Source organism: Mesorhizobium sp. M1004 (assembly GCF_040318795.1).
GTDB lineage: Bacteria > Pseudomonadota > Alphaproteobacteria > Rhizobiales > Rhizobiaceae > Mesorhizobium.
Window position 1 is genome coordinate 42163 of record NZ_JAMYNB010000008.1, and the last position, 24215, is coordinate 66377.

The 24215-nt window shown below is 62.6% G+C and carries 32 protein-coding genes; 9 read left to right on the plus strand and 23 right to left on the minus strand.

All coding sequences use genetic code 11. The features are described from left to right. Positions 1–142 precede the first annotated feature (142 nt). Positions 143–802: a DUF2726 domain-containing protein gene (locus tag NKH54_RS17635; RefSeq protein ID WP_353028622.1), complete on the minus strand. Its 660-nt coding sequence runs from the start codon at positions 800–802 to the stop codon at positions 143–145. Positions 803–886: 84 nt separating this feature from the next. Then, on the minus strand, positions 887–1168 hold the full coding sequence (locus tag NKH54_RS17640) for an HNH endonuclease (protein WP_032905114.1): 282 nt from the start codon (positions 1166–1168) through the stop codon (positions 887–889). 176 nt (positions 1169–1344) lie between these two features. Between NKH54_RS17640 and NKH54_RS17645 the strand changes: the two genes are divergently transcribed. Then, positions 1345–1902: an ankyrin repeat domain-containing protein gene (locus tag NKH54_RS17645; protein WP_353028623.1), complete on the plus strand. Its 558-nt coding sequence runs from the start codon at positions 1345–1347 to the stop codon at positions 1900–1902. Positions 1903–1945: 43 nt separating this feature from the next. On the opposite strand, the gene NKH54_RS17650 is transcribed toward NKH54_RS17645, so the two are convergent. Together NKH54_RS17650 and NKH54_RS17655 are read right to left on the minus strand one after the other, a co-directional pair. After that, positions 1946–2473 carry a gamma carbonic anhydrase family protein gene (locus NKH54_RS17650; protein ID WP_353028624.1) on the minus strand — a complete coding sequence of 176 codons (528 nt, stop codon included), beginning with the start codon at positions 2471–2473 and terminating at the stop codon, positions 1946–1948. An 85-nt stretch (positions 2474–2558) separates the two neighbouring features. Beyond that, complete coding sequence (locus tag NKH54_RS17655; RefSeq protein ID WP_352745695.1) at positions 2559–2927, minus strand: DUF6949 family protein; 369 nt, start codon at positions 2925–2927, stop codon at positions 2559–2561. A gap of 110 nt (positions 2928–3037) precedes the next feature. Here NKH54_RS17655 and NKH54_RS17660 point away from each other — a divergent pair, with 110 nt between their 5' ends. Next, a complete protein-coding gene (locus NKH54_RS17660) occupies positions 3038–3763 on the plus strand; it encodes a hypothetical protein (protein WP_353028625.1) in 726 nt (241 codons plus the stop codon). A 255-nt stretch (positions 3764–4018) separates the two neighbouring features. Here NKH54_RS17660 and NKH54_RS17665 read toward each other — a convergent pair whose 3' ends face one another. Together NKH54_RS17665 and cysE are read right to left on the minus strand one after the other, a co-directional pair. Then, positions 4019–4222 (minus strand): DUF3126 family protein, encoded by a 204-nt coding sequence (locus NKH54_RS17665; RefSeq protein WP_006200852.1) that lies wholly within the window; start codon positions 4220–4222, stop codon positions 4019–4021. Positions 4223–4477: 255 nt separating this feature from the next. Beyond that, a complete protein-coding gene (gene cysE / locus NKH54_RS17670; RefSeq protein ID WP_023695384.1) occupies positions 4478–5326 on the minus strand; it encodes a serine O-acetyltransferase in 849 nt (282 codons plus the stop codon). A gap of 133 nt (positions 5327–5459) precedes the next feature. Between cysE and NKH54_RS17675 the strand changes: the two genes are divergently transcribed. Continuing rightward, positions 5460–6074: an HD domain-containing protein gene (locus NKH54_RS17675; protein WP_023695385.1), complete on the plus strand. Its 615-nt coding sequence runs from the start codon at positions 5460–5462 to the stop codon at positions 6072–6074. On the opposite strand, the gene NKH54_RS17680 is transcribed toward NKH54_RS17675, so the two are convergent. From NKH54_RS17680 to NKH54_RS17705, 6 genes are all read right to left on the minus strand, one after another. After that, complete coding sequence (locus NKH54_RS17680; RefSeq protein WP_245263957.1) at positions 6071–6541, minus strand: GNAT family N-acetyltransferase; 471 nt, start codon at positions 6539–6541, stop codon at positions 6071–6073. The genes NKH54_RS17675 and NKH54_RS17680 overlap by 4 nt on opposite strands. A gap of 57 nt (positions 6542–6598) precedes the next feature. After that, a complete protein-coding gene (locus tag NKH54_RS17685) occupies positions 6599–6913 on the minus strand; it encodes a hypothetical protein (RefSeq protein WP_023710587.1) in 315 nt (104 codons plus the stop codon). Between the two features lie 70 nt (positions 6914–6983). After that, positions 6984–7355, minus strand: a complete 372-nt coding sequence (locus NKH54_RS17690; RefSeq protein ID WP_023695388.1) for a hypothetical protein — start codon at positions 7353–7355, stop codon at positions 6984–6986. A 57-nt stretch (positions 7356–7412) separates the two neighbouring features. After that, the gene (locus NKH54_RS17695) at positions 7413–8180 is read right to left on the minus strand and encodes an alpha/beta fold hydrolase (RefSeq protein ID WP_353028626.1); all 768 of its coding nucleotides are present in this window, start codon (positions 8178–8180) and stop codon (positions 7413–7415) included. A 10-nt stretch (positions 8181–8190) separates the two neighbouring features. Next, positions 8191–8763, minus strand: a complete 573-nt coding sequence (locus NKH54_RS17700) for a DUF192 domain-containing protein (protein ID WP_023681518.1) — start codon at positions 8761–8763, stop codon at positions 8191–8193. 128 nt (positions 8764–8891) lie between these two features. Beyond that, positions 8892–9488, minus strand: coding sequence for a cold-shock protein (locus NKH54_RS17705; protein ID WP_353028627.1), 597 nt, complete (start codon positions 9486–9488; stop codon positions 8892–8894). Positions 9489–9843: 355 nt separating this feature from the next. On the opposite strand from NKH54_RS17705, the gene NKH54_RS17710 reads away from it, so the two are divergent. Together NKH54_RS17710 and NKH54_RS17715 are read left to right on the plus strand one after the other, a co-directional pair. Continuing rightward, positions 9844–10284 carry a VOC family protein gene (locus NKH54_RS17710; RefSeq protein ID WP_352518633.1) on the plus strand — a complete coding sequence of 147 codons (441 nt, stop codon included), beginning with the start codon at positions 9844–9846 and terminating at the stop codon, positions 10282–10284. Between the two features lie 133 nt (positions 10285–10417). Beyond that, complete coding sequence (locus NKH54_RS17715; protein WP_023681521.1) at positions 10418–10711, plus strand: DUF2218 domain-containing protein; 294 nt, start codon at positions 10418–10420, stop codon at positions 10709–10711. Positions 10712–10823: 112 nt separating this feature from the next. Here the strand turns inward: NKH54_RS17715 and NKH54_RS17720 are convergent, their stop codons facing one another. Both NKH54_RS17720 and NKH54_RS17725 read right to left on the minus strand, forming a co-directional pair. Beyond that, entirely contained in the window at positions 10824–11522 is a 699-nt protein-coding gene (locus NKH54_RS17720) for an outer membrane protein (RefSeq protein ID WP_023702486.1), read from the minus strand. A 151-nt stretch (positions 11523–11673) separates the two neighbouring features. After that, positions 11674–12222 (minus strand): DUF1697 domain-containing protein, encoded by a 549-nt coding sequence (locus NKH54_RS17725; RefSeq protein ID WP_353028628.1) that lies wholly within the window; start codon positions 12220–12222, stop codon positions 11674–11676. A gap of 49 nt (positions 12223–12271) precedes the next feature. On the opposite strand from NKH54_RS17725, the gene NKH54_RS17730 reads away from it, so the two are divergent. Continuing rightward, the gene (locus NKH54_RS17730) at positions 12272–12436 is read left to right on the plus strand and encodes a hypothetical protein (RefSeq protein ID WP_353028629.1); all 165 of its coding nucleotides are present in this window, start codon (positions 12272–12274) and stop codon (positions 12434–12436) included. A gap of 76 nt (positions 12437–12512) precedes the next feature. On the opposite strand, the gene NKH54_RS17735 is transcribed toward NKH54_RS17730, so the two are convergent. After that, positions 12513–13019, minus strand: coding sequence for a DUF1993 domain-containing protein (locus tag NKH54_RS17735; protein ID WP_023690171.1), 507 nt, complete (start codon positions 13017–13019; stop codon positions 12513–12515). Between the two features lie 124 nt (positions 13020–13143). Between NKH54_RS17735 and NKH54_RS17740 the strand changes: the two genes are divergently transcribed. Further along, entirely contained in the window at positions 13144–14202 is a 1059-nt protein-coding gene (locus NKH54_RS17740) for a DUF1176 domain-containing protein (protein WP_353028630.1), read from the plus strand. A 36-nt stretch (positions 14203–14238) separates the two neighbouring features. Here NKH54_RS17740 and NKH54_RS17745 read toward each other — a convergent pair whose 3' ends face one another. The 8 genes from NKH54_RS17745 to NKH54_RS17780 all read right to left on the minus strand — a co-directional run bounded on the left by NKH54_RS17745 (position 14239) and on the right by NKH54_RS17780 (position 21938). Then, positions 14239–15444 (minus strand): epoxide hydrolase family protein, encoded by a 1206-nt coding sequence (locus NKH54_RS17745; protein WP_352444716.1) that lies wholly within the window; start codon positions 15442–15444, stop codon positions 14239–14241. A gap of 74 nt (positions 15445–15518) precedes the next feature. Continuing rightward, the gene (locus tag NKH54_RS17750) at positions 15519–16358 is read right to left on the minus strand and encodes an alpha/beta hydrolase (RefSeq protein ID WP_502907544.1); all 840 of its coding nucleotides are present in this window, start codon (positions 16356–16358) and stop codon (positions 15519–15521) included. A gap of 146 nt (positions 16359–16504) precedes the next feature. Further along, complete coding sequence (locus tag NKH54_RS17755; RefSeq protein ID WP_023694139.1) at positions 16505–18115, minus strand: NTP transferase domain-containing protein; 1611 nt, start codon at positions 18113–18115, stop codon at positions 16505–16507. Next, positions 18112–18816: an XdhC family protein gene (locus NKH54_RS17760; protein ID WP_023669076.1), complete on the minus strand. Its 705-nt coding sequence runs from the start codon at positions 18814–18816 to the stop codon at positions 18112–18114. The genes NKH54_RS17755 and NKH54_RS17760 overlap by 4 nt, the downstream gene beginning before the upstream one ends. Positions 18817–18818: 2 nt before the next feature. Beyond that, entirely contained in the window at positions 18819–19157 is a 339-nt protein-coding gene (locus NKH54_RS17765) for an XdhC family protein (protein WP_353028632.1), read from the minus strand. A gap of 57 nt (positions 19158–19214) precedes the next feature. Further along, complete coding sequence (locus NKH54_RS17770) at positions 19215–20480, minus strand: vWA domain-containing protein (protein WP_353028633.1); 1266 nt, start codon at positions 20478–20480, stop codon at positions 19215–19217. Between the two features lie 4 nt (positions 20481–20484). Further along, positions 20485–21414, minus strand: a complete 930-nt coding sequence (locus NKH54_RS17775; protein WP_023690178.1) for an AAA family ATPase — start codon at positions 21412–21414, stop codon at positions 20485–20487. Beyond that, positions 21411–21938 carry a flavin reductase gene (locus NKH54_RS17780; protein ID WP_023690179.1) on the minus strand — a complete coding sequence of 176 codons (528 nt, stop codon included), beginning with the start codon at positions 21936–21938 and terminating at the stop codon, positions 21411–21413. The genes NKH54_RS17775 and NKH54_RS17780 overlap by 4 nt, the downstream gene beginning before the upstream one ends. 180 nt (positions 21939–22118) lie before the next feature. Here NKH54_RS17780 and NKH54_RS17785 point away from each other — a divergent pair, with 180 nt between their 5' ends. After that, the gene (locus NKH54_RS17785; RefSeq protein WP_023690180.1) at positions 22119–23189 is read left to right on the plus strand and encodes a branched-chain amino acid ABC transporter substrate-binding protein; all 1071 of its coding nucleotides are present in this window, start codon (positions 22119–22121) and stop codon (positions 23187–23189) included. Continuing rightward, positions 23189–24208: a P1 family peptidase gene (locus NKH54_RS17790; protein WP_023694138.1), complete on the plus strand. Its 1020-nt coding sequence runs from the start codon at positions 23189–23191 to the stop codon at positions 24206–24208. Before NKH54_RS17785 ends, NKH54_RS17790 begins: the two co-directional genes overlap by 1 nt. Positions 24209–24215 lie beyond the last annotated feature (7 nt).

Consider the following 24215-nt stretch of genomic DNA (forward strand, 5'->3'; position numbering starts at 1 on the left):
ACGAGAAAGCCCGGTCGAGTCCCCACCCTCCCCGTCCCCAACGACCGGGTTTTAAGGAGCCGGCCCCGTCCCCGGGCCGGCTCCACCATTTCTGGAGGATGGCTAGAAGATCAGCCAAGCTCCCGAAGCTGGCATAGGCCAGCTATTGAGCTGCTAGGGGCTTGTCCACGAGTTTCTCAACCAGCCGCTTGAGTTCGGAAGGTGTAGTGTGGCCACCGACGATCTCGTGATAACTGATACCCGCTATTCGCAAGGCTTCCTTCTTAACCGCATCACGCGCCGCAGCCGAACCCAGATGATGCGCGTGACCTTGGTATTCCAAGGCATGTCGAGGCAAACAATTCTCGTCCACGAGGAGGAGGTCAACGCGTTTCGAGTTGATGCAGCTGTAGGCGTCCGCGTCCTTGCTGCGCAGGATCTCCCCCAAAGACACTTGTGCCATAACCTGCCATGCTGGATTACAGCCAATAACCATACGGTCGAGTTCCTTGAAGACGCGCGCTTCACTCTTGTTGAGAAGCGGTTGAACGGTGAAGTTCGCATCCATGACAATTCGCAACTGGTCAGCTGGATCAATTGGTTTCGTTGGCGCGGAAACAGGCTTCGTGGCGGTCCACAGGCCGCTAAGGATGTCACCACCACTGCGCTCTCTCGCCCACCGCCAGCGGTTTCTCTTCCTCCATGCCTGCTTTCGAATTCTTGACACGAAACGCTCTAGGGCCATGCCAGCGAAAACGCCCACGAGGAAAATAGCGGTTGGCAGAAGAGGTTTCGCGATTAGCTCAACGTACTCCGGTGGCATGCAAGTAAGCTACCTCCACGACTAGATTATTCATTGACGGCCTAGTTCCAGTTGCAACAATAAGCGGCCAAGGGGCCAGCGATGTCAATTTTGGGTAGTGGGGTCAGTTTGAACTTGTCGCTGCGCTTTTTGCCGGGCACGGTTCTTTTGTAGGCCGCGATGTTGATTGCAATGGAAGCAAGCGGCTGCAAGGTTGCTCAGATCGTCAGAGCCGCCGTCCATTCGAGCTTTCTTGTGTTCAATGGTGAAACGGGTCGAGCCGCTCTTCGTGAACTGGCGCTTGCAATAGCAACATTTCCCGCCTTGGCTCTTAGCTAAATGTCGGCGCACCCAGGCACGATACTGAAGGTTTCTTAGATCCGTCATATCCCCCCGCAACAGGGAACTATGGCAGCGGCCAAACGTCAATCCGTCTCTTGTAAGGGACCGTGCACAGTCGACACCTCCCTATCGCCCCCGCCAAGCGCATCTAACGACCGCCTTTCCACGGGCAGGAGATCGAGGCACTATAGGCCGTTAGTTTCGCCTTCTGGATCGCGGCGATGTTGGAAATCCCCGAAGATCACTGCGAGCGCCATCGCCTGTTCGAGGCGATCGACGGTGCCTTCAAGACCGGCGATTTCGCGGGGCTCGGCGTGGCATTGCGGCACGCCCCGCTGGTTCGACGAGCACATGCCGTTCGAGATCGGCCTCGGGCACCCGCTGGAGTATGCGGTCTATTGAAGCCCCGTCGGGTTCATCTTGACCTTGCTCGATGCCGGCTCGAATCCGAATTATCCGGATCATGGCGGGTTTCCGGCAATCATTGCTGCTCTGTCCACCGACCGAACCGACAGACTGGAATCGCCCAGGTGCTGGTCAACGGTGGCGCCGACCCCGACATGCGGGGCGTGAACGACTGGACGCCGCTTCCCTATGCTGTGGCCATCCGCAGTGTCGATGCGATCCGCCTGCTTTTGGCGGTGGGCGCCGACCCGGCACTCGAAACCCGCATTGATGACTATACGACAGCCCTCAAGGAAGCCGACAATGCCGGCTTCGAGGACGGCGCTTCATTGCTGCGCGATGCGATGGCCGGGCGCAGCTCCGACGGACAGTGAGTTGGGCGCAATGAACCGTCGGGACAAGATTGGCCGGCTGGCCTTACGTCTCTTTCAGCCCCACCTTGAAGCGCTTGCCGTTGGCGACATAGTGCGCGGCCGAGGCGCGCAGCCTGGCGACCGCGGCGTCGTCCAGCGTCCTGATCACCCGCGCGGGCGAGCCGACGATCAGGCAATTGTCGGGGAACTCCTTGCCTTCGGTGACCAGCGCGCCGGCGCCGACCAGGCAATTCTTGCCGATCCTGGCGCCGTTGAGGACTATGACGCCCAGGCCGATCAGGCTGTTGTCGCCGATCGTGCAGCCATGCAGCAAGGCGCGGTGGCCGATCGTGCAGCCCTGCCCGATCGTCAGGGAAAAACCGGGATCGGTGTGCATCACCGTGTGTTCCTGGACATTGCTGTCGGCGCCGATGACGATCGCCTCGTTGTCGCCGCGGATGACCACGCCAAACCAGAAGCCGGCATTGCGGCCGACGCTGATGTCGCCGATCAACGTAGCGTCCGGCGCGATCCAGTTGCTGTCGGCATCCTCGAAACGGGGCGCTTTTCCGTCGATTGCGTAGGTCGGCATTTGCAGTCTCCGATTCGTCGCAGGCCAGGACAAACCCTAGAACAATCCGAGGAAAACCGCGTGCCGGTTTTCTCCCGCAATTGCCTCAAGGCAAATACCGCGCCAGCGATTCCACCAAAAGCTGAAGCGCACCAGGAGAGCTGATGCCCCAGGAGGCAATGGCGATCAGCACGATGCCCAGCACCAGCGCCCAGGCGATCACCGTGCAGCCGCAGGACATCAGCATGAGCGTGGAAATGCGGCCTTCGCGCCGTGCATCGAGCGCATCGTTGGCGAGCATGAACGGCCCGGCGCAAGCGGTCGTGGCCAGCGAGCGCAGGATGTACTCCGGCGACACATAAGGCTCGGCAAAGGCAAGCCGGCGGCCCGCCGCCAGTTCCATCACGGACCCGGTAAGCCCGCAGGCGGTGAGCCCGACGGCAAAAGCGAAGAGAACGGGTAGCAGCAGGCTCATCTTTACCTTCCGTTTACCATGGAATCGCACAGTCGCGTCCAGCGCAGCAAGAGCCATGCCGCGGCATGTGTGCCGCCCAGGGACAGAGGGCGGCGACTATGGGGATTGCGATGAAGCAGGCAGCGACCGCAGAAGAGTTCAACGTCGTCGATTCCGTGCTGATGAAGCGGGTGTTCTATGCTTTTGCCGCACTGGCGCTGCTGTCGCTGGCGATCAGCCTTGGCGGAAAATGGTTCGGCCGCTCGATCGCCATGGCCGGCTACACCGACGACATCACGGTCCACAGGGTAGTGATCGGCAACAATGTCATTGCCGTGCCGGCCAACGCCATCCGCTTCCTGCAGGCGCGCCGCGACGGCATCGCTTCGCGCCTCGACCTCTATCTGCGCTATCCCCAGATGGACGGTTACAGCGAAGCCGCCCGCGACGATTTCAACCACACGGGGGCCGCCAAAAACATCATCTTCCTGTCGTTTGAACCGCAGATGATGTCGCGCGACATGAGCGGCCGTTTCGCGCCGATCTATAGCGCGCTCATCAGCCAGCCCGGCGGGCCCGGCCCCGGCGGCACGACGATTTACGGTTTTACGGAAAAATCAGGCTATCTCAACGAGGTGCTTGCGGTCGCCGGCCGGCCCGGCAAGGACCCGTTCGTCGCCCGCTGCCTGAGCGGACCGAGCGCTGAGGAATCGCTGGCGCCCTGCGAGCGCGACATCCAGGTCGGCGACAGCCTCAGCCTGACCTACCGCTTTCCCCGGGAGTTGCTGGGCAACTGGCCGGCGCTTGACGCCGCTATCGTCGCCGAGGCCACGCGCGTCTTAAAGACCGCACGGTAGCGGCCCTCCGCTTTTGTCATACACGGGCGCGAAGCCGCGCGGACCCGAGGATCCGTTCCATGCCCTTAAGGCAGCGAAGCGGTGCAGAATTACTGTTGGGAAGCAGCAGAGGCAGTTCTGGACCGCCACATTCCTGAGCCGAGGCCCGGAATGTATCCCAGGGTCTCAGCGACGCCGCTGTGCGGCTGCTTCTCCCCGGGATGACGATGGCGCAGGTGGCTGCCGCCAATCGCCGAAGTCCGTAGCCCTCTGGGCTCAGGCCAGATCGATGTCGAGGATCGCCATCGAGAAATTATAGTCGCCGTCGTCCTCGTCCTTGAAGACGATGCCGAGGAACTCGTCGCCGACATAGACCTCGGCCGAATCTTCCTTGCGCGGCCGCGCCTTCACCTCGAGTTTGGGATTCTGGAAGACGCGCTTGAAATAGGCGTCCAGCTTTCTGATTTCGTCCGGCTTCAAAAGTCTTCTCCGATCGTCGGGCTTGCTCGTTGGAACGCGCTTCTGGCACGTCGACAATGGCGATGTAAAGGCAAGCCGGTTGGATAGAACGCGAACCCTGGAGCCGGATGATTTCAGGTCGAATCCAAATCCGCCTCTAAATCAAGGAGGTAGAGCATGATGTCGTCCGAAAACCGCTTCACACTTTTCGGCATCATGCTCCAGAGGCAACGGCGCCGGCAACCGGACTCAGTCCGGCACGCCGGGTGTTGCAAATCAGATGTCGAAGCTGACGACCTGGTCCATCGACTGCGACGGCAAAAGCTGGTCCATCTGTCGCGAAGGCTGGTCGCAGCCGGTCTCGCCGACGACGCGGGCCGGTACGCCGGCAACCGTCTTGTTGTGCGGCACCGGCGACAGCACGACCGAGCCTGCCGCGATCTTCGAGCAATGGCCGATCTCGATATTGCCGAGAATCTTGGCGCCGGCGCCGATCAGCACGCCGTAACGGATCTTGGGGTGACGGTCGCCGCCGGCTTTGCCGGTGCCGCCCAGCGTCACGCCGTGCAGGATCGACACATCGTCCTCGATCACCGCCGTCTCGCCGACGACGAGGCCGGTGGCGTGGTCGATGAAGATGCCCTTGCCGATGCGGGCGGCCGGGTTGATGTCGGTCTGGAACACCGAGGACGAGCGGCTCTGCAGATAGAGCGCGAAATCCTTGCGGCCCTGATTCCACAGCCAATGGGCCAGCCTGTGCGTCTGGATGGCATGGAAACCCTTGAAATAGAGCACTGGCATGATGAAGCGGTCGCAGGCCGGATCGCGGTCGTAATAGGCCTGGATGTCGACACGAACGATCGACGACCATTCCTTGTCGTCGGCCAGCATCGACTTGAACGTCTGGCGGATGAGGTCGGAGCCGATGTCCTGATGCGCGAGCCGCTCGGCGAGCCGATGGATGACAGCTTCCTCCAGGCTCTCCTGGTTGAGGATGGTCGAATAGAGGAACGCCGCCAGAAGCGGGTCGCGGTTGACCGCTTCCATCGCCTCGTCGCGGACCGAACGCCAGATCGGATCGACCGGCTGCACCTTTGTGGGGCGGGAAATGCTGATGCTGTTCATCGACGTCTTGTCCTGCGTCCTGGCCGCTTGCCTATTCTCCGGCGGCACATATAAGCCAGATCATAGCACGATTGAACTCAATTTTCCTTAGTGCTCGGTGAAATGGATTTGGTTCACGGAAATTCAAGCCGCCATGGAAAACGAACCCTTGATCGACGCCCCGCTGAAACGCGCGCTTTGCCGGCTCTATCAAGCTCCGGATCGCCACTATCACAACCTCGCCCATATAGAGGCGTTGCTGGCGCTGGCGGACGAATATCGAGCATCGCTGCATGATTCCGGCGCCGTCGAAGCCGCAATCTGGTTCCATGACGCCATCTATGACAGCCGCGCCAAGGACAACGAGGCCAGGAGTGCGGCACTTGCTCAGGACAAACTTGGCGCCCGCACCGATCCGGAGCGCCTCGGCCGCATAGCGGCGATGATCGTCGCCACCGCCACGCATGAGCTGCCCAGCCTTCAACCACGGGGCCTTGCCGATGAGAACGCCCTCCGCGACGCAGCGCTTTTCCTCGACATGGACCTGGCGATCCTGGGTGCGTCACCCGACGCTTTCGACGCCTACGAACAAGCGGTCCGCCGCGAATATGGCTGGGTCGAGGAGCCGATGTGGCGCGCCGGCCGCGGCGTGATTCTCAAGACTTTCCTCGCGCGCCAGCATATTTTTCACTCGCAGGAATTCCGCCAGAGGTTCGAGCCCCAAGCCAGGCAAAACATGGCGCGGTCGCTCGAAACGCTCAAACCCTAATCCGGAAAGGTCTCCATGCGCTGCGCATAGGCTTTGAAACCGGCGCGCCGGTAAACCGCTTGCGCGCCAGGGTGATCGAAGGTGTCGGTGTGAAGCCAGACCCTTTGCGGCGCATGCAACCAGACGGCGCGAAGCGGCTGGTCGAGCAGGAATGGCCCAAACCTGCGGCGGTGGAAGACGGGGATCAGCCCGAAATGAACCAGCTCGACCTCAGGCTGGCCGACGCCGTTGAATTCGCACAGGCCAGCGGCCACGCCCTCGACGCGCAGCACGTGGATATGTGTCGAGGGCAGCGCCAGCAGGCGCTCGAGGTCTTCCGCCGGCATGCGCAGCCGCTGGTCCCATTGCACGGGCTCGCCGACCGCGTGGTAGAGGCTGATATAGTCGGCCACATCAAGTGTTTCACGCGCCACCGTGGCGCCCGATAGCGGGCAGTCGAAAGCCGGCGCCGAATTCGGTTCGCGCATGTCCATATAGGTGACAAAAGCGGCACCGCCTCCGGCTGCAAGCCAGACGAAGATCGATCACCTGAAGGCGCCAACGGACTTGGTGGCCGCCCAAACAAAGAACAGGCCGATCACCAACGACAGCCCGTTGAGGATGATACCAACGATGCCGAGGACACGATTGTCGTTTGAACGTCCCAGTGCCATCAAGCCAAAAACCACGCCGGTGATGTGCGCCAGCGGCGCCGCAACGAGAAACACCACCAGAAAAACCCCGCCGAGGACGTTTTGAGCGGCCAGCGACGCCTCGCCTGGCATCAACGCCAGCGTGACCACCGCCGCAAAATCCATTGCGAACGCCAGCAGGGCCAGGATCACCGAGCGTTTGCCCAAGCTGCTCCGCCCCGCCACGCCGGGCATTGCTATCGTGCTTCTTCCCCATCCGGCCATTACTCGTCCCCGATCAGGTGAAAGCGCCGATCGTCGATGCCATTGCCACAAGCAGCAGGAAGCCAACCGCCAGGGAGCCGCCGTTGAGCAGGATGCCGACGACCCCAAGCACGCGGCTATCGTTCGAACGCACCAGCGCCATCAGCCCGAAAATCAATCCGGCAATATGCGCCAACGGCCCTGCCAGCAGGAAAACCGCCATGAAGAAAGCCGTGGCGATGTTCTGGGCACGCTCGGATGCGTGGGCCGGCAGCGCCACCATTGTGGTCAGCGCTATCACACCGGCACCGAAGGCGAGCAGCGCCAGGATGACGGAACGCTTGCCGAACATGCTTGTCACGACGGCGCCCGGCAGAGCGTCGGCGCTTCTTCCCCATTGAGCCATTGTTTGCCACCCCTCGCCGGCCGCCCAATCCATATCGCCCGAAAAATCGCTTACCGGTTAAAGCGGATTTTCGGCATAAAACTCCAAAACCCGCTGCTTGAAGGTCTTGTCGCCCACAGCCAGCATATGGTCGCGGCCGTCTATGTGAAACACCTTGGCGTTCGGCATCAGCGCGGCGAGCTCGTCGGGCGAGCCGCAGATATCGTCTGTCGTCCCGACCGCAATCAGCGTCGGTTGGGCGATGCGCGTCATGTCGTGTTCGCTGAGCAGTTCGCGCGACGTGGCGATGCAGGCGGCCAGCGCGCGGCGGTCGCTGCGCGTCTGATCGGCAAAGGCGCGAAACGAGCGGCCGCGCGGATGGCTGGTGGCGGCCGGATCGTCGGCCAACAGCGCCTCGGCGATCGGGTCCCAGTCGCCGACGCCGTCGACCATGCCGATGCCGAGCCCGCCGAAGACCAGAGTCGCCACCTTGCCGGGATCCGACAGCGCCAGGAACGCCGCGATGCGCGCGCCCATCGAATAGCCCATGACATGCGCGCGGCCGATGCCGAGATGGTCGAGCAGGGCCGCCGCGTCCGAAGCCATTTTGGCCGGGGTGTAGTCGGCCTCGTCATAGCTTTTCGACGACGAGCCGTGGCCGCGATTGTCGAAGGCGATGGCGCGATAGCCGGCATCGTTCAGCGTCTTGAACCAGCCGGGCGATACCCAGTTGACATAGTGGCTGGAGGCAAAGCCGTGGATCATCAGCACCGGATCGCCCGCCCCCGACGCGGGCTGGCGGTCGAGGAAGGCGAAGTCGAACCCGTCATGGGAGAAGAATTGCATCGGGAGCGGCTCAGCCGGCGCCGGGCGTGGGCGCGTTGCCCTTGTCCGATGGCGGCATGCCGGGGCCGGACACCGTGCCGACGGCCGGATGGCGCAGCAGATCGCCATAGTCGATGCCGTTTTTGGCGGCGGTGCCGGCCTTGAGCTCCAGCACGAAGCGCACTGGCACACCCGGCGAGATGACTGCATCGGACAATGGAGTGCCGTGCTTGACGGCCCGGACCTTGCCGTCCTGTCCAACAAAGATCAGGTCGAGCGGCATCGGCGTGTTGTGCATCCAGAAGCCGACCTGCTTCTGCATCTCGAAGACGAACAGCATGCCATGATTGTCGGCCATATCCTGGCGATACATCAGGCCGGCCTCGCGTTCCGAGTCGGTGTCGGCGACTTCGATCGAAAAGGATTTATCGCCGCCTTTCGTCGCCACGACCAAGGGTGTCGGATCGACGGGAAGGATCATCGCCTGACCGCCGGCGATCGTCTGCTGGGATGCGGTCGGCTGCCCGGAATAGAAGTATGCGCCTGCGGCTACCGCAACGATGACGCAGAGCGCGCCCGCTGTCAGCCAGTTCCTGTACGCCATTGGAAATCCTCGACCAAAGACCATGATCCCTAAAAGTGGTCTCAGGTATTCGGATAAGATCGTGGTGAAACCAAGAAAAAGAGCCGTCCTGAATTGGTCGGCTGGAGTTCATCGTAAGGGCTCGCGTCCTAATGCGCGACCGGCAAGGTGCCCATATCGGGGTGAATCTCGGCAGCCATGAGGCCCTTGTCACCGCGTCCGAAACGCACCAGCACGACCTGTCCGGGCCTGAGCTCGGTGATGCCATAGCGGCGCAGCGTCTCCATATGGACGAAGATATCCTCGGTGCCCTCGCCGCGCGTCAGAAAGCCGAAACCCTTGGTGCGGTTGAACCACTTAACCAGCGCCCGCTCGAGCCCGCTTTCCGGCGTCACCGCCACATGGGTGCGCTGTTCCTGCATCTCAGCCGGATGGACCGCGGTGGTGGTGTCCATGGATAGCACCTGGAAAGCCTGCAAACCACGGTCGCCATGCTTGACAAGGCACACGACACGCGCGCCCTCCAATGCCGTCTGAAAACCGTCCTTTCGAAGGCAGGTGACATGGAGGAGGATGTCGCCCGAAGAACCGTCATCGGGTAGTATGAAACCGTAGCCCTTGGCCACGTCGAACCATTTGATGGCGCCGGCGATTTCGACAAGGTCGGCGCTATCGCCGCCACTGTCGCGCTTCAGGGCGCCGTCAAGGTTCTCATCCCGCCTCGTGAAAGAGGCCTTATCCCCCATAAGAACGCCCCCTTTTTTCAAGAAAACCGCAAGTGATTCTTGACATTAGATTAACACCGCCGCTTCCGGGGTGTGCAAGACCTGCCGTGCCTTTTTTCACGGTTGAATACAGGAATAGCTGACTTGTTGTTTGCCGGCGTCGCTGCCGGCAGCAATGACGATCCATCAAGGCGGTCAACCGGTCGGCAATTTGCAAGGGATTTTGCCGAAATCGGCAACCACTTGTGTTCGATGCTTTTGTCAGAGCAATCTGATTTTTCCAAAACCGGTGACCACTTTCAGTCCGATGCTCGTTGCCCTTCGGCGGGGTGGACCTTATGTTGCCTCGCAACCCAAACATCCCCGAGGAAATCCCATGCGCTACCTCCACACAATGGTCCGTGTCGCCGACGTCGATGTCTCGCTCGATTTCTACTGCAACAAGCTCGGCCTTAAGGAAGTGCGCCGCTACGAAAATGAGCAGGGCCGCTTCACGCTGATCTTCCTCGCCGCCTCCGAGGATGTAGAAAGCGGCATCACTGAGAAGGCGCCGCTGGTCGAACTGACCTACAATTGGGATCCGGAGGAGTACAAGGGCGGCCGCAATTTCGGCCATCTCGCCTATGAGGTCGACGACATCTACGCCACATGTCAGCATCTGATGGACAATGGCGTCGTCATCAACCGGCCGCCGCGCGACGGCAACATGGCCTTCGTCAAGTCGCCGGACGGCATCTCCTTCGAACTGCTGCAGAAGGGCCCGGCCAAACCCAAGGCCGAGCCGTGGGCATCGATGCCGAACACCGGCACCTGGTAGCGATCACGCCATCTTGAGCGAGGCGGCCGCGCCGACAAGCCGGCCGCCTTTGCCATTTCGACCAACGGCACCTATTTACCTGCCTGTCGCGCCAGCCAAGCAAAGCCAGTGCCTCATCCAGGAGAATTCGTTCATGCCGACCAGCCGTGCCGATGTCACCACCGCATATGCCAGCCGCTATTTGCAGCAGCTGTGCAAGCACTGGGCGCACAAATTTCCCGTCGAGTTCGATCCGAACCACGGCACCATCGATCTGTCGCTCGGCCGCACGGTTCTCGATGCCGATGCGGCAGCGCTGCATATCACGGTGTCGACGGATGAAAGCGGATCGCTGGAGCGCATGGAGAGCGTCGTTGCCGATCACATCAAGCGCTTTGCCTTCCGCGAGGAACTGACTTTCGAGTGGAAGCAGGCTCCGGCGACCTGACCTCAGATCAGGCGCGACGGCGAACACCGGAAGCTAGCAGCCCCCAGATCCAAATAAAGCTATGGCGTCGCATGGTAGCGACGCCATCTGAACTTTCGGCGCGGCCGATCGATCAGAACTTGTAATTTAGGCCGATCTTGATCGTATGGGCGTCGATCTTCACTTTCGCCTTGTCGCCATCGTTGTCGGTCAGACCAACCTTGCCGAAATCGAAGTACTGATATTCCAGCTTGGTGGTCCATTTATCGGAAAAGGCCCATTCGACACCGCCGCCGATCGTGTACCCGACACGACCGCCGCTTTTCGATGCATTGCTGTCTGGGTCAATATCACCGCCGTCGAGGTCGCCGTAGCTCAATTTGTAGTGGGTCGCCGCGACACCGCCTTTGGCATAGATCAGCAGGCTGTCGGTCGCAAAGCCCAGGCGTGCGGTCAGATCGCCGTAGACGCCCAGTTTCGTCGATCCGAAGTTATCGGGGTCCTCAACGACAAAGTTGTCACCTTTGACCCCGAGATAGCCCAAATCCGCTTCAACGCCATAGACGAATGCACCGGACTGCCAGTTGTAACCAGCCTGGACGCCACCCAGAAACCCGTCAGTATCGACGTCCAACGTCTGGCCGGCATCTTCTTCGAAGAAATCGCCGGTCGGGTCGACGGCGTTCCCGCGTCCCCAGCCGTAGCCGGCGTTGATGCCGACATAGCCGCCGGACCAGACAAATCCCGCTGGTGCTGTCTCGATCACGTCGGCGGCGAAAGTCCCGCCGCAGGCTGCCGCCAGAAAAGTCGATGCAAGAAGCAGTCGTTTCATGAAATTTCCCCGAAATGCCCGTACCTGTCTTGAGCTACCAACGGGGCGAGAGATAGATCAATAGAAAATGTTGAAACCACCACAACCGGGCAGCCAAAAATCAGATCGTTGTTGCAAAACGGCGACATCCACCAGCACGGGGGATTAAAGATTAAGGGTTCTGCATCATCTCCAGCAACGCAAGCACCGAGCGCCAGTTGCGCGCGGTGCCGGGCACTTTCAGCACGCGCGGGATGAGATTGGCGAACACCGATTTGCCGATCCCGTCCGGCGCCTTGAGGTAGAGCACGTCGTCCCTGACCTCGAAGCTTTCCGGGCCGGTGCATTTTTCGGCAAGCCTGGCGATCTCGTCCGCCGTCGGCTGGCGCTCCAGCGTGTAGGCGTGAAGCTTGGTCGGATCGCCGGCGACTTCCGGATAAGGATTCTCCTTCACCAACCGTTCGAACCAGGAGAGATCGCGCACCATGATGCGCGAGTGAAAGCCCCATTTGTTCTCGAACGCCATTTCGATCTGTTTCGCCAGCGTGGCGGCGTCGCCCTTCTTGGTCCGGAACACGACATTGCCGCTCTGCACATAACTGGCGACATCGGTGAAGCCTAGCGCCTCGAATAACGCCCGCAACTCCGCCATCTGGACGATGCAGTTGCCGCCGACATTGATGCCGGAAAACAGTGCGACGAAGAAGACAGTGCCGATCATATGATGAACCCGGCCAGGGTCTCGTGGAGGATCAACAAGGGGCCGAATCATGGGGTTCTTCACTGAAATGTTTGCCCGTCCGCGTCCGCAGGAGCATCAGCGTTACCGCTCGGCACTGGCCTTGCTTCACTCGATGAGCAACGCCGACCGCGCCGACATCGGCATCAAACCGGCCGACTTCCCGCGCATCGCGCGCGAAATGTCACTGCGTTGATCAAGGCCTTGGCGCTGAACCAGCGTCATACGAGGTTTCCCGGCAGCGGCCGGGAAACCTCGCAACGCGCAATTCGTCAACGATTACCGAGATAGGCGCCCTTGGTCAGCGGCACGCCATTGTGGCGCAGGATGTCGTAGGCGGTGGTCACGTGGAAATAGAAGTTGGGCATGGCGACATGCAGCAGATACTGCATGCCTGGCATCGAGGCTTCGCGCTGGCCAAACTTCAGTTCGACCACCCTTTCATCCGAACCCTCGAATTCGGCGGCTGAGAATGACGCCAGCAGATCGAGCGTCTTGGTCAGGCGCGCCTGAAGCTCGGCGAAGGTCGCTTCATTGTCTTCGTATTTCGGCACCTCGCGGCGGGCCAGCCGTGATGGCGCGCCCTTGGCGTGGTCGGTGGCGACCTGCACCTGCCTGACCAGCGCGTACATGTCGGGCGCCAACCTCGCGGTCAAAAACACCTGCGGGTCGATCTTGCGCTCGGTTGCATTCTGTTCGGCCGCCGACAGCACGCCGGACAGCGCCTTCAGCCTGGCCGAAAACACCGGCACCGAGGCTTCATACATCGATAGTGTCACGTTCAAATCTCCATTGCGGCTGAAGCGCCGACGGCGGGACGTAGCGCCTTCCCGGAGGATTTTTCAAGCGTCACCACGTCGCCGCAATCGATGTGATAGAATCCTGTCGTGGTGGAGATCCCCGATGAGACTTGTCTTTCTGGCAGCGACCGCTTTTTTCTCCCTTGCTGTATCCAGCCAAGCTTTGTTGGCCGATGATGACCCGGCGACCGATGACCAGGCACCTTATGTCGACGACAGGTCGGATGCCGCAGCGGTGGTCCGTTCGCTCTACAGTGCCATCAACCGGCACGAATTCGCCCGCGCCTGGGCTTACTACGGCGATACCAAGCCGGCAAAGGATTTCGACACTTTCGTCAAGGGCTATGACGGCACCGACAAGGTCGACGTGGAAACCGGCGCCATTTCCGATGAAGGTGCCGCCGGCAGCATCTATTACAGCGTTCCGGTCGCCATCCGCGCCACCGACAAGAACGGCAATGAAGCGGTCTTCGCCGGCTGCTACACGCTGCGCCAGGTCAGCGCTCAGATCCAGGCCCCGCCATTCCGCCCGATCTTTATCGACAAGGGCGCGCTGAAGCCGTCCAAGGCCGATTTCGAGGAGGCGCTGCCGCCAAGCTGTGGTGACGGGCCGCCGCCGCCGAAGAAGGACACCGCACTCGAGCAGGTGAAGAAACTGTTCGCCGCCGATTATGGCGATCAGTGTGACAAGCAATTTCTCGGCGAGGAGCCGAACATCTTTTCGATCAAATACAAGGCAAAGGACGCGGCTGCCAGCGATCCCGACAAGGAAACGCGGCTTTTCGAGTTCTACTGCCAAGCGGCAGCCTATAACGCAAGTTCGGTCTACTACATGACCGACGAAGTATCGGGCGTGCGGCAGTTGCAGTTCACCGAGCCCGAAATGGATATCCGTTACGAGAACAATGACAGCGACGGCAAACTGCTGGGCATGGATATCATCGGCTTCCGCACATCCGGCTGGGCGGCCAATTCCGAATATGACGAAGACGCCAAGACGCTGACCACGTTCAACAAATGGCGCGGCATCGGCGACGCCTCGGACAAGGGGATATACCTGTTCCGTAACGGCGATTTTTCCCTCGTCCAATATGATGTGGACGCGTCTTACGATGGCGAGGAGAACCCGCAGACGGTGGTCGACTACAACACCGCGCCGTAGGGATCTTACCAGGAACCGCCGCGCTCAAGCAGTCCTTCACATTCGCCTTCTCGTTTCAGGCCGGGAACGCATCGGCCGGAAGAAGGCGCGAATGTCCTCGACCAGAAGACTCGGTTCCTCCAGCGCAGCGAAATGGCCGCCTCGCGGCATCGATGTCCATCGCTGAACGTCAAAGACCCGCGCCACCCAGGATCGAGGCGGCATCGGCAACTCGCGAGGGAAAAGCGCTACCCCAAATGGCGGCGAAACGCGTTCCAGCGTCTCGAACGCAAGAGGGAACAGTCGATTCTCCTTGTAGAGCCGCAAGGACGAGGTGAGCGCGTTGCTGAACCAATAGAGCGAAACATCCGTAAGGAGCGTGTCCATGCCGAAGGTGCGCTCCACGTCACCGTCGCAATCGCTCCAGCTACGGAACTTCTCGATCATCCAGGCTGCGAGACCGATCGGCGAGTCTGTCAGCGCATAAGCAAGCGTCTGAGGCTTCGTGCCCTGCAGATGGGCATAGGCGCCCTCCGTTGCCGTCCAGGCCGCGGCCTTGTCCAGGAAGGCCTGCTCCTCAACGGTGACAGGTGGCAGACCTGCACCCAAAGGTGGCCGATAGCTCCCGGGAATGTAATTGACGTGGACGCCAAGCACGCTTTCGGAATGGAGCCGTGCCATCCAGGCGGAAACGCCCGCGCCGATGTCGCCTCCTTGGGAAGCGAAGCGGTCGTAGCCGAGCCCGCGCATCAACTGTACCCATAACTCCGCGATGCGGCCGGAATGGAAGCCTGGTTCCGTCGGCGCCTGCGAAAAGCCGTATCCGGGCAAAGAGGGAACTACCACGTGGAAAGCGTCGGCCGGGTCACCACCATGGGCAGCTGGGTCTGCCAGCAATGGAATGACGTGTTCCATTTCGATGAAGGAGCCGGGCCAGCCATGCGTTATGATCAGCGGCAGCGGCGCCGGTCCGTTGCCTGGCTGGTGGACAAAGTGGACATCTAGGTTGTTCAGCCTCGTCAGATATTGCGGCAGCCGGTTCAGCCGCGCCTCTTGCACTCTCCAGTCGAAGCGGTCTCGCCAGTAATCCGCAAGACGCTTGATGAACGGCAGGTCGGCCCCATCGCTCCAGCCCGCTTCGCTTAGCGGAATTGGCCATCGTGTTGCGCTAAGCCGGCGCTGGAGATCTTCAAGTTGTTCGTTCGGAATTTGGATCTTGAAGGGGTGAGCGTCCATCGCTGTGCTTCCGATCTGTTGGATCATATCAGCCTACACCAGCAAGGATATCGGCCGAACCATGATCGCCAAAACCAACGGGCACCTCTGGGCGATATGCGTCAGGGCGCTTTCGACAGCATCCAGTTCAGCGTTTGGCGCCAGTCGACCATGCGGATCGGCGTGCCATGGGTGCCGGTCTCGAACCGGACGAACCGGGTCGGATAGGCTTTCGAGTTCGCAATGATGGAGCGGAAGAAGGCTTCCTGCTTCTCCACGGGAAAGACCGGGTCCTTGCTGCCCTGGCCGAAGAACACCGGCACATGGCGCCTGTAGGCGGGGCTCGACAGGAAACTGTCATCCCATAGCGAGCCGAGCAGCAGCAGCCCGTTTATGCGCCGTCCCGTATCGTTGCGGCCGGCCAGCTTCCAGCACAGCATGCCGCCCATCGAGCCGCAGGCGACGAAGATTTTCGCGTCCGGCGAAGCCTCGGCATAGTGGCCGATCAGCGCCGCGACCTGGGCCGCGCCCTTGTCGCCGAAATCGGTGAAATCCGGTGAGAGGTAGAGGCCGCCATTGCCGGCCATCAGGTTCTTGATGCGGTTGAAATTGCCGCCGAAGGTGAAGTCGTCGACGCCCTGCTTGCGGCTGCCGCCCTGCCCGTGCAGGTAAAGCACGATGATGCCGGCGCCTTCGGTCTTGCCGACGGCGACATGCCTGACATCGCCGGCATCGGTTTTCAGCATCAAATCCCGCTGCACCTTGCGCACGCCGGTGTCGGTATACTTAGCCTGCACGCGCTTTTCCGGCACCTCGTCGCGGTCGTTGATGTCGCGCATCTCGCGATAGTCGATGGCGGTGTAGGCGCCTTTGTCCGTGGACGAGAGCGTCGCCGGATAGGCGAAGAGGTCATCCTTGTAGGGTTTTAGTTCGAGCGCGTCCGCGTGGGCGGCGGAGAACAAGAAAAGAAGTGAAACCAGAAGGGTATGGAACGCGGCTACCCCCCTCTGGCCTGCCGGCCTGGCCGGCAGGCCAGAGGGGGGTAGAAGCGCTGAGGCAAGTAAAGAGAGAGCCATGCTAAAGGCATGCGTTTTTCGGCTTCGCTTTGTCAATCCTGCAGCACGCCGCCGGCGTCTTCGAGCGCCTCGCGGGTGTCGACGTCGACCGACGCGCCGTCGCCGATCTCGACGTCGATGACATCCAGTCCCTCGGCCTCGACCAGATGGCGGGCGCCGGTGTCGCCCTCGAGGTGAGCGATGCCTCCAAACAGCGCGCGTGGCAGCAGCACCGGATTGCCGCGGCGGCCGTCATGGGCGGCACGCACCACTGAGCGGCCGCCGTCCCTACGGAAGGCCTCGATCAACCGGTCGAGATCGGCCGATGAGATACCCGGCATGTCGCCGAGGACGATCATGGCGCCGGCCGCCTCGGCTCCAACGCGGGCAATGCCGGCTTTTAGAGACGAGGACAGGCCGTCGGCAAAATCCGAATTGTCGGCGAAGATCACGTCGAGGCCCGAGAGCGCGGCGTGCACCCGCTCGCGCTGATGGCCGGTGACGACAACGGTGGCAGAAGCCTTGGAATCGAGCGCCCGTTCAGCGGTGCGGCGCACCAGCGGCTTGCCGTCGAACAGCGCCAGAAGCTTGTTCGGCCCGCCCATGCGGCTGGAGCGACCGGCGGCCAGAAGCACGATCTCGACCTTCAGCCCGGCTCTCGCCGGCAGCGGCTCGCGCGGCTGCGGCCTGGTCGGGATTTCCATCAAGAGGCCGCCAACGCCCATGCCGGCGATGTCCTTGGCGGTGACGTCGAGACCGGCGATCAGCCTGTCGAGCACCCAATCGAAACCGTTCTCCTTGGGGCTGCGGGCGCAACCGGGCGCGCCGATGACGCGCTTGCCGTCCAGCGTGCCCAGCACCAGCAGATTGCCGGGATCGACCGGCATGCCCGCGCGGATCACCGTGCCACCTGCTGCCTCGATCGCCGCCGGAACGACATCGTTGAAATCGCTCATCGCCGAGGCGCCGAAGATCACCACCATGTCGTTGTCGCGCGCCAGCGCGGCCGCTGCCTCGGCTACAGGCGCGATCTCGTGCGGCGTGCGGCGCTCCGTCGTCAGCCGACCGCCGGAGCGTGCCAGCCGGGCCTCGGTGACGCGCAGCGTTTTGTCGAGCACGCTGGGCTTGATGCCGGGCAGCATCGTCTGAATGACGCCGATGCGCACCGGATGGTAGGCGTTGACGGCGAAGATCTCGCCGCCGGCGCAGATCTTTGTCACCGCATCGACAAGGGCCGAGGCAACGGCGAACGGGATGATCTTGACCGTCGCCACCATCTGGCCCTGCTCAACCGGCGCGTGCTGCGCCAGCGTGGCGATGGTGATGGTCGGGTCGACCGCATTGATGGCGTCGATCATGGCGGCATCGACGGTGAAGAGACCGGCGGCCTTGGCATGGAGGTTGACGCGGCCGGTCGCGGCCGGTTTTGCCTCGATGTTGCGGTGGGCCATGCTGGCAGCAATCTTTTCGGCCGCCGCATCCTCGCTGAGGTCATCGGCGGCAAGCACCGCCACGACGATCTCGGTAATGCCGGCCGCCTTCAGCACCGCCACGTCCTGCGTGCTCAGCCTGTGCGCCTTGCGGAAACGCCGCTCGCCCGCCGTCGTGGCATGCGCCAGCACCGCGCCTTGCGCCTGATCGATCGGGATCGGCCCGAACTTCACGCCGCCGCGCCTTTGGCTTCGAGACCGCGCGAGCGAAAGGCGTGGATCGTCTGCGCCAGGATGGCGACGGCGATCTCGGCCGGGCTCGCCGCGCCAATGTCGATACCGATCGGTGCGTGGATGCGGGCGATCTGGTCGGCGCTGGCGCCGAGCGCCAGCAGGCGCTCGACGCGCCTGGCGTGTGTTTTGCGGCTGCCGAGTGCGCCGACATAGAAACAGTTGGCGTCGAGCGCGGCCTTCAGTGCGAAATCGTCGATCTTCGGATCATGGGTGACGGCGGCCAGCGCCGTATAGCTGTCGAGCGGCTGGCGTTTTAGCACATCCTCCGGCCATTCGGCATGGAGTGCTACATCGGGAAAACGGTCCGGGGTGGCGAAGGCGGTGCGCGGATCGACGATCTCCAGGGGATAGCCGGCGATCCTGGCCATCGGCGCCAGCGCCTGACTGATATGGACGGCGCCGACTACCACCAGGCGCGGCTGCGGCAAATGCGCGTTGAGGAAGAAGGTGCGCCCTTCAGCCTCGACCGAACCCGAATTGCCGGTGCGGAAAGCCTTGGCGATCGCTTGGCCGAGATCGCCGGCAACCTGGTCGCCTTCTCGCACGATGCGGTCGCGGCCGTCGCCGAGATCGGTCACCAGGATCGCCGCACGGCGGGCACGGCGTTCGGCATTGAGGGCTTTGAGAGCGTAGGGATCCATGCCTAACCGAGCCGCTCCACATAGACCTTGATGCGGCCGCCGCAGGATAGGCCGACCTGCCAGGCGGTTTCGTCGGCAACGCCGAATTCCAGCATCTTGGCTTTCCCCGAGTCGATGACGTCGATCGCCTCGCTCACCACCGCGCCCTCGACGCAACCGCCCGAGACCGAGCCGTGGAAATTGCCTTCGGCGTCGATGATCAGATGGCTACCGACCGGCCTCGGCGCCGAACCCCAGGTCTCGACCACAGTGGCGATGGCGACATCCTTGCCGTCCTTCATCCAGCCTTCCGCGATGATCAAGGGCTCGCGGGCCTCATCGAGATAGATGCTGTTGTCCATGATCGCTTGCCTCAAAGTCTGTTTTCTCTGGGAGCCTGTTTTCGGAATCCAATATGGCTATGCGGCGCGCCTGACACCAGCGTCCTGCCAGCGACGCGGATCGACCGAAGCGGCGGATTTCTTGTCCAGCGAGGCGCAGAGGTCGGCCAGCGCATCGAGATTGTGTACCGAGCGGAACTCGTCGACATGAGGCAGCATCGCCTTGACGCCGCGGGCGCGGGCCTCGAAACCGTCAAAGCGCAGCAACGGGTTGAGCCAGATCAGCCGCCGGCAGGATTTGTGCAGGCGATCCATCTCCTCCGACAGGCCGGAAACATCGTCGCGCTCCAAACCGTCGGTGATCAAAAGCACCACCGCGCCCTGCCCGAGCACGCGGCGTGACCAGTGCTTGTTGAACTCCGCCAGCGTATCGCCGATGCGGGTGCCGCCCGACCAGTCCTTCACCGCCGCCGAGCAGTCGGCAAGGGCGGCATCGGGGTCGCGATGGCGCATCTGCCGCGTGAGATTGGTCAGTCGCGTGCCGAAGACGAAGGTGTGCACGCGCCGCCGTTTTTCGGTCAGCGCATGCAGAAAGTGCAGGAAGATGCGCGTGTACTGGCTCATCGAACCGGAGATATCGGCGAGAACCACCAGCGGCGGATGCACTTCGCGGGCTGAGCGGAATTTCGGCAGGATCAGTTCGCCGCCGGTGCGCGCGGCCGAGCGCATCATGGCGCGTGGATCGATACGGCGGCCATGCAGGTCTGCCTTGAAGCGTCGGGTACGGACCATGTCGAACGGCAGCCGCAGCCGGGCAATCGCCTTCTTGGCGTCTGCCATCTCGTCGGCATTCATCTGGGCAAAGTCCTTGCCGCGCAGCACTTCATTCCCGGAGAAGGTTAGCCGGGCGTCGACTTCGATCTCCGGGATTTCCCTGACCGGCCGATTCTTCTCGTGGCCTTCGAACATGGCCTGGCTGACGCGATTTTCTGCCGCGCGCGGCTTTTGCTTCCCCTTGGTGTCGGGCGCCACAGGCGAGAACATCGCCAGAAGTTTCTCGATCAGCTCGCGCGATTTCCAGAACAGCCGGAAGGCTTCGTCGAAAACAGGGTGATCCTCGTGCCGCGACACCAGCACGGCATGCAGCGTCCAGTAGAAATCGTCGCGCGAACCGATGCCGGCTGCCAGCACCGCCTCGATCCCATCCTTGACCGAAGCCGGCCCGACCCGCATGCCGGATTTGCGCAAGGTGCGGGCGAAATAGACGATGTTGTCGGCGATGCGCCCGTCTTCCGTCGCCTCTCTGGGGTCGGTCTCTTTGGGGTAAGCACCCGGCGCCTTCACTGCCCTACTCCGCAGCCGCCAGTTCGGCCTTGACCTCATCGAGGATGCGCCGGCCCTCGCCCGCGCCGATGCGGGCAATGTCGTCCTGGTATTTCAACAAAACGCCGATCGTGTCGGAGACGGTTTCGGGATCGAGCGCCACCTTGTCGAGTTCGGTCAGCGCGCCGGCCCAGTCGATGGTTTCGGCGACACCCGGCGCCTTGAACAGCTCGACCCGGCGCAGCTTCTGGATGAACGACACCACTTCCGCGGAAAGTCGGCTGTTGGCCTGCGGCACCTTGCGGCGCACGATCTCCAGCTCGCGCTCGGCATTGGGATAGTCGACCCAGTGATAGAGGCAGCGCCGCTTCAGCGCGTCGTGGATTTCGCGGGTGCGGTTGGTGGTGATGATGACGATCGGCGGCTCCTCCGCCTTGATGGTGCCGAGCTCAGGCACCGTCACCTGGAAGTCGGACAGGATTTCGAGCAGGAATGCTTCGAAAGCCTCGTCGGTGCGGTCGAGCTCATCGATCAGGAACACCGGGGCCGCACCCGCCATGCCGGTCAGCGCATCGAGCACCGGGCGGCGGATCAGGTATTTTTCGGAAAAGACATTGCGCTCCATGTCGGAGCGGTCGACCGAGCCTGCCGCCTCCTCCATGCGGATCTCTATCATCTGCGCGGCGTAATTCCACTCATAGACAGCGGACGAGACGTCGAGCCCTTCATAGCATTGCAGGCGGATCAGCCGGCGGCCGAGTGCCTGCGCCAGCACCTTGGCGATCTCGGTCTTGCCGACGCCGGCCTCCCCTTCAAGGAACAGCGGCCGCTGCATGCGCAGGGACAGGAACAGCACCGTTGCCAGCGAGCGGTCCGCGACGTAGTCCGCGCTGGTCAGGAGATCGAGCGTTTCGTCGATCGTCCGCGGCTCGGGGCGCGGTTTCAGCTCGGTCATTCTTTCTCCGTTGCCGCCTCTGCTCCGCTCTGCAGCACGTGGTAGTCGCGGGCGTGGTAGATCAGCGGCCGCAAATTATCGCCCATGCGCAGGCCTGTCACCTTGCCAAAAAGCACACGATGGGTGGCGAGATCCTTGGTGTCGATCAATTCGCAGTCGAAAACCGCAAGAGCGCCCTTCAGGGTAGGCGCGCCCGTCGATATGACATCCCACTCGCCAAGCGCGAAACGCTCATCGGCCGACAGCCCGGTCAGGCCTGAAAACGCCACCGATAGGGGCTGCTGGTGCGAAGCCAGCGTGTTCAGCGCAAACCGGCCGTTTTGCACGAACAGCTCGTTCTTGGCATTCTCGCGGTTGAGACAGACGAGAACCGTCGGCGGCGTGTCCGACACCGAACAGGCGGCAATCACCGTCGTGCCGCGTTTGCCGGCGGGCCCGTCGGTGGTAACCACATGGACGTGGCCGGCAAAATGCGCCATCGCGTCGCGATAGGCCTGAGGCCCTATGTCGTTCAACTTCAACACCGATGATTTTCCATAAGCGGGAATCCAAGCGTTATATATGGCGGCACACAATAGGCCACAAGCGAAGTGGTTGACGCCAATCCGCAAATTCCCGTGTTGCGCCTGGGGCGGGCAGCCTTTAGGTCTTGGCGGAAGAGACGCTGGAAGCATGCGACCGGCACGGAGGAATTCGTCGTCAGAATGCGACCCCCAACAGCTGTAATAGCGGCACTGCTCTGGCTGCTGCCGGCAAGCGCCGGCGCGCAGACTTTGCTTGTCGGCGTCGCCGCACCCCTGTCCGGTCCGTCGGCGATCCTGGGCAAGCAGATTGAGGCGGGTGCTGCCCTGGCAGCAGAAGCCAACGGCGCCGAGATCAGGACGGTCGACGATGCCTGCACAGCCGATGGCGGCGCCGCCGCCGCGAGGGAGTTCGCGGCGGCGAAGGTCAAGGTCGTCGTCGGCTTCCTCTGCACCGAGGCGATCCATGCGGCGCTGCCGATCCTCAAGGACGCTGACATACCGGTCATCACCGTTGGCGTGCGCACCGAAAGCCTGACCGATCGCCGCGCCAAAACCGGCTGGCCGGTCTATCGGCTGGGGCCGCGCGGCGATGACGAGCGCAATGCGGTGGCCGCCATCCTGACCCGGCTGTGGCAGAGCGAATTGTTCGCCATCGTCGATGACGGCACCATCTATGGCCGCGAAATCGCCGAGACGCTGCGCGCCGCAGCGGAGCAGGCAGCGCTGAAGCCGGTCTTCACAGACACGTTCCGGCCGCAGCTCGACAACCAGATCGGGCTGATCGGGCGGCTGAAGAAGGCGGGCGCCACGCATGTCTTTGCCGGTGGCGACGGCGACGACATCGCCATTATGGGCCGCGACGCCGGCCAGCTCGAGGCCGGCATTGTCTTTGCCGGCGGCGAGAATTTGCGCACGCCACCCGGCGATGTGCCTTACGCCGTCGGCACGCTGATGATCGCGCCGCCGGAATGGGCCGATGTCGCCGATCCCAAGGTGCTGGCGGCGTTTACGGCCAAAAACATCGCGCCGGATGGCTATGCCTTGCCGGCCTATGCGGCGGTGGAGATTGCCAAGGCGGCCTCGGCCGCGCCCGAGACCTCGGGCAAGGGGCTGGCCGACGCGCTAACCGGGAACGATTTCACCACCGCGATCGGCCCGCTGCGGTTCGACGACAAAGGCGATCTGAGCCAAAACCTCTATCGCGCCTTCCGCTTCGACGGGACGCGTTTCGTGCCGGCGGAGACGAACTGATGTTTCGCACCGGGCCGCGCAATCTGATCACCGATGTCGCCGGCCTGCGCGTCGGCAACGCGTCGGACGCCAGGCTGAAATCGGGCGTCACCACCGTATTGTGCGACGAACCGGCGGTCGGTGGCGTGCAGATCCTCGGCGGCGCGCCGGGCACGCGCGAGACCGACCTGCTCGAACCGCACAATTCCATCGAGGCGGTTCATGCCGTCGTGCTGTCGGGCGGCTCGGCCTTCGGCCTCGACGCCGCCTCCGGCGTTCAGGCAGCGCTGCGCGAAAAAGGCATTGGCGTCGATGTTGGCGGCTTTCGCGTGCCGATCGTGCCGGCGGCGATCCTGTTCGACCTGCGCAATGGCGGCGACAAGGATTGGGGCCGTTATCCTCCCTACCGCGACCTCGGCTACGAAGCCGCCCAGGCGGCAACAGTCGACTTTCCGCTCGGCACAATCGGCGCCGGCACCGGGGCGCTGAGTTCCGGGCTGAAGGGCGGCCTTGGCTCTGCCTCGACTGTGCTCGACAGCGGCGTCACCATCGGCGCACTCGCCGCCGCCAACCCGACCGGCTCGGTAACGATCGCGCGGACCCGCTATTTCTGGGCGGCGCCCTTCGAGATCGGCGATGAGTTCGGCGGGCTTGGCTATCCCTCGCCAATGCCGGACGATGCCAGGCGGATCCTGTTGAAATACCGCGACAAGCGTGTCGGTGGACAAGCCGAGGCCGGTGGCAACACCACCATCGCCGTCATCGCCACCGACGCCGTGCTGACCAAGGCGGCAGCCAAGCGGCTGGCCATTTCAGCGCATGACGGCTTCGTGCGCGCCATCTGGCCCGTGCACACGCCGGCTGACGGCGATCTGGTGTTCGCGCTGGCGACGGGGAAGAGCGGCATAGAACTCAGCGCCGACGATGCCGTCGATTTCTTTGCCGCCGCCGGCGCCACCATGGCGCGCGCCATCAGCCGCGGCATCCATGCCGCGACGCCGGCCGATGGCGATCTGTTTCCGGTGTGGTCGTCGCGCTGACTTTCAG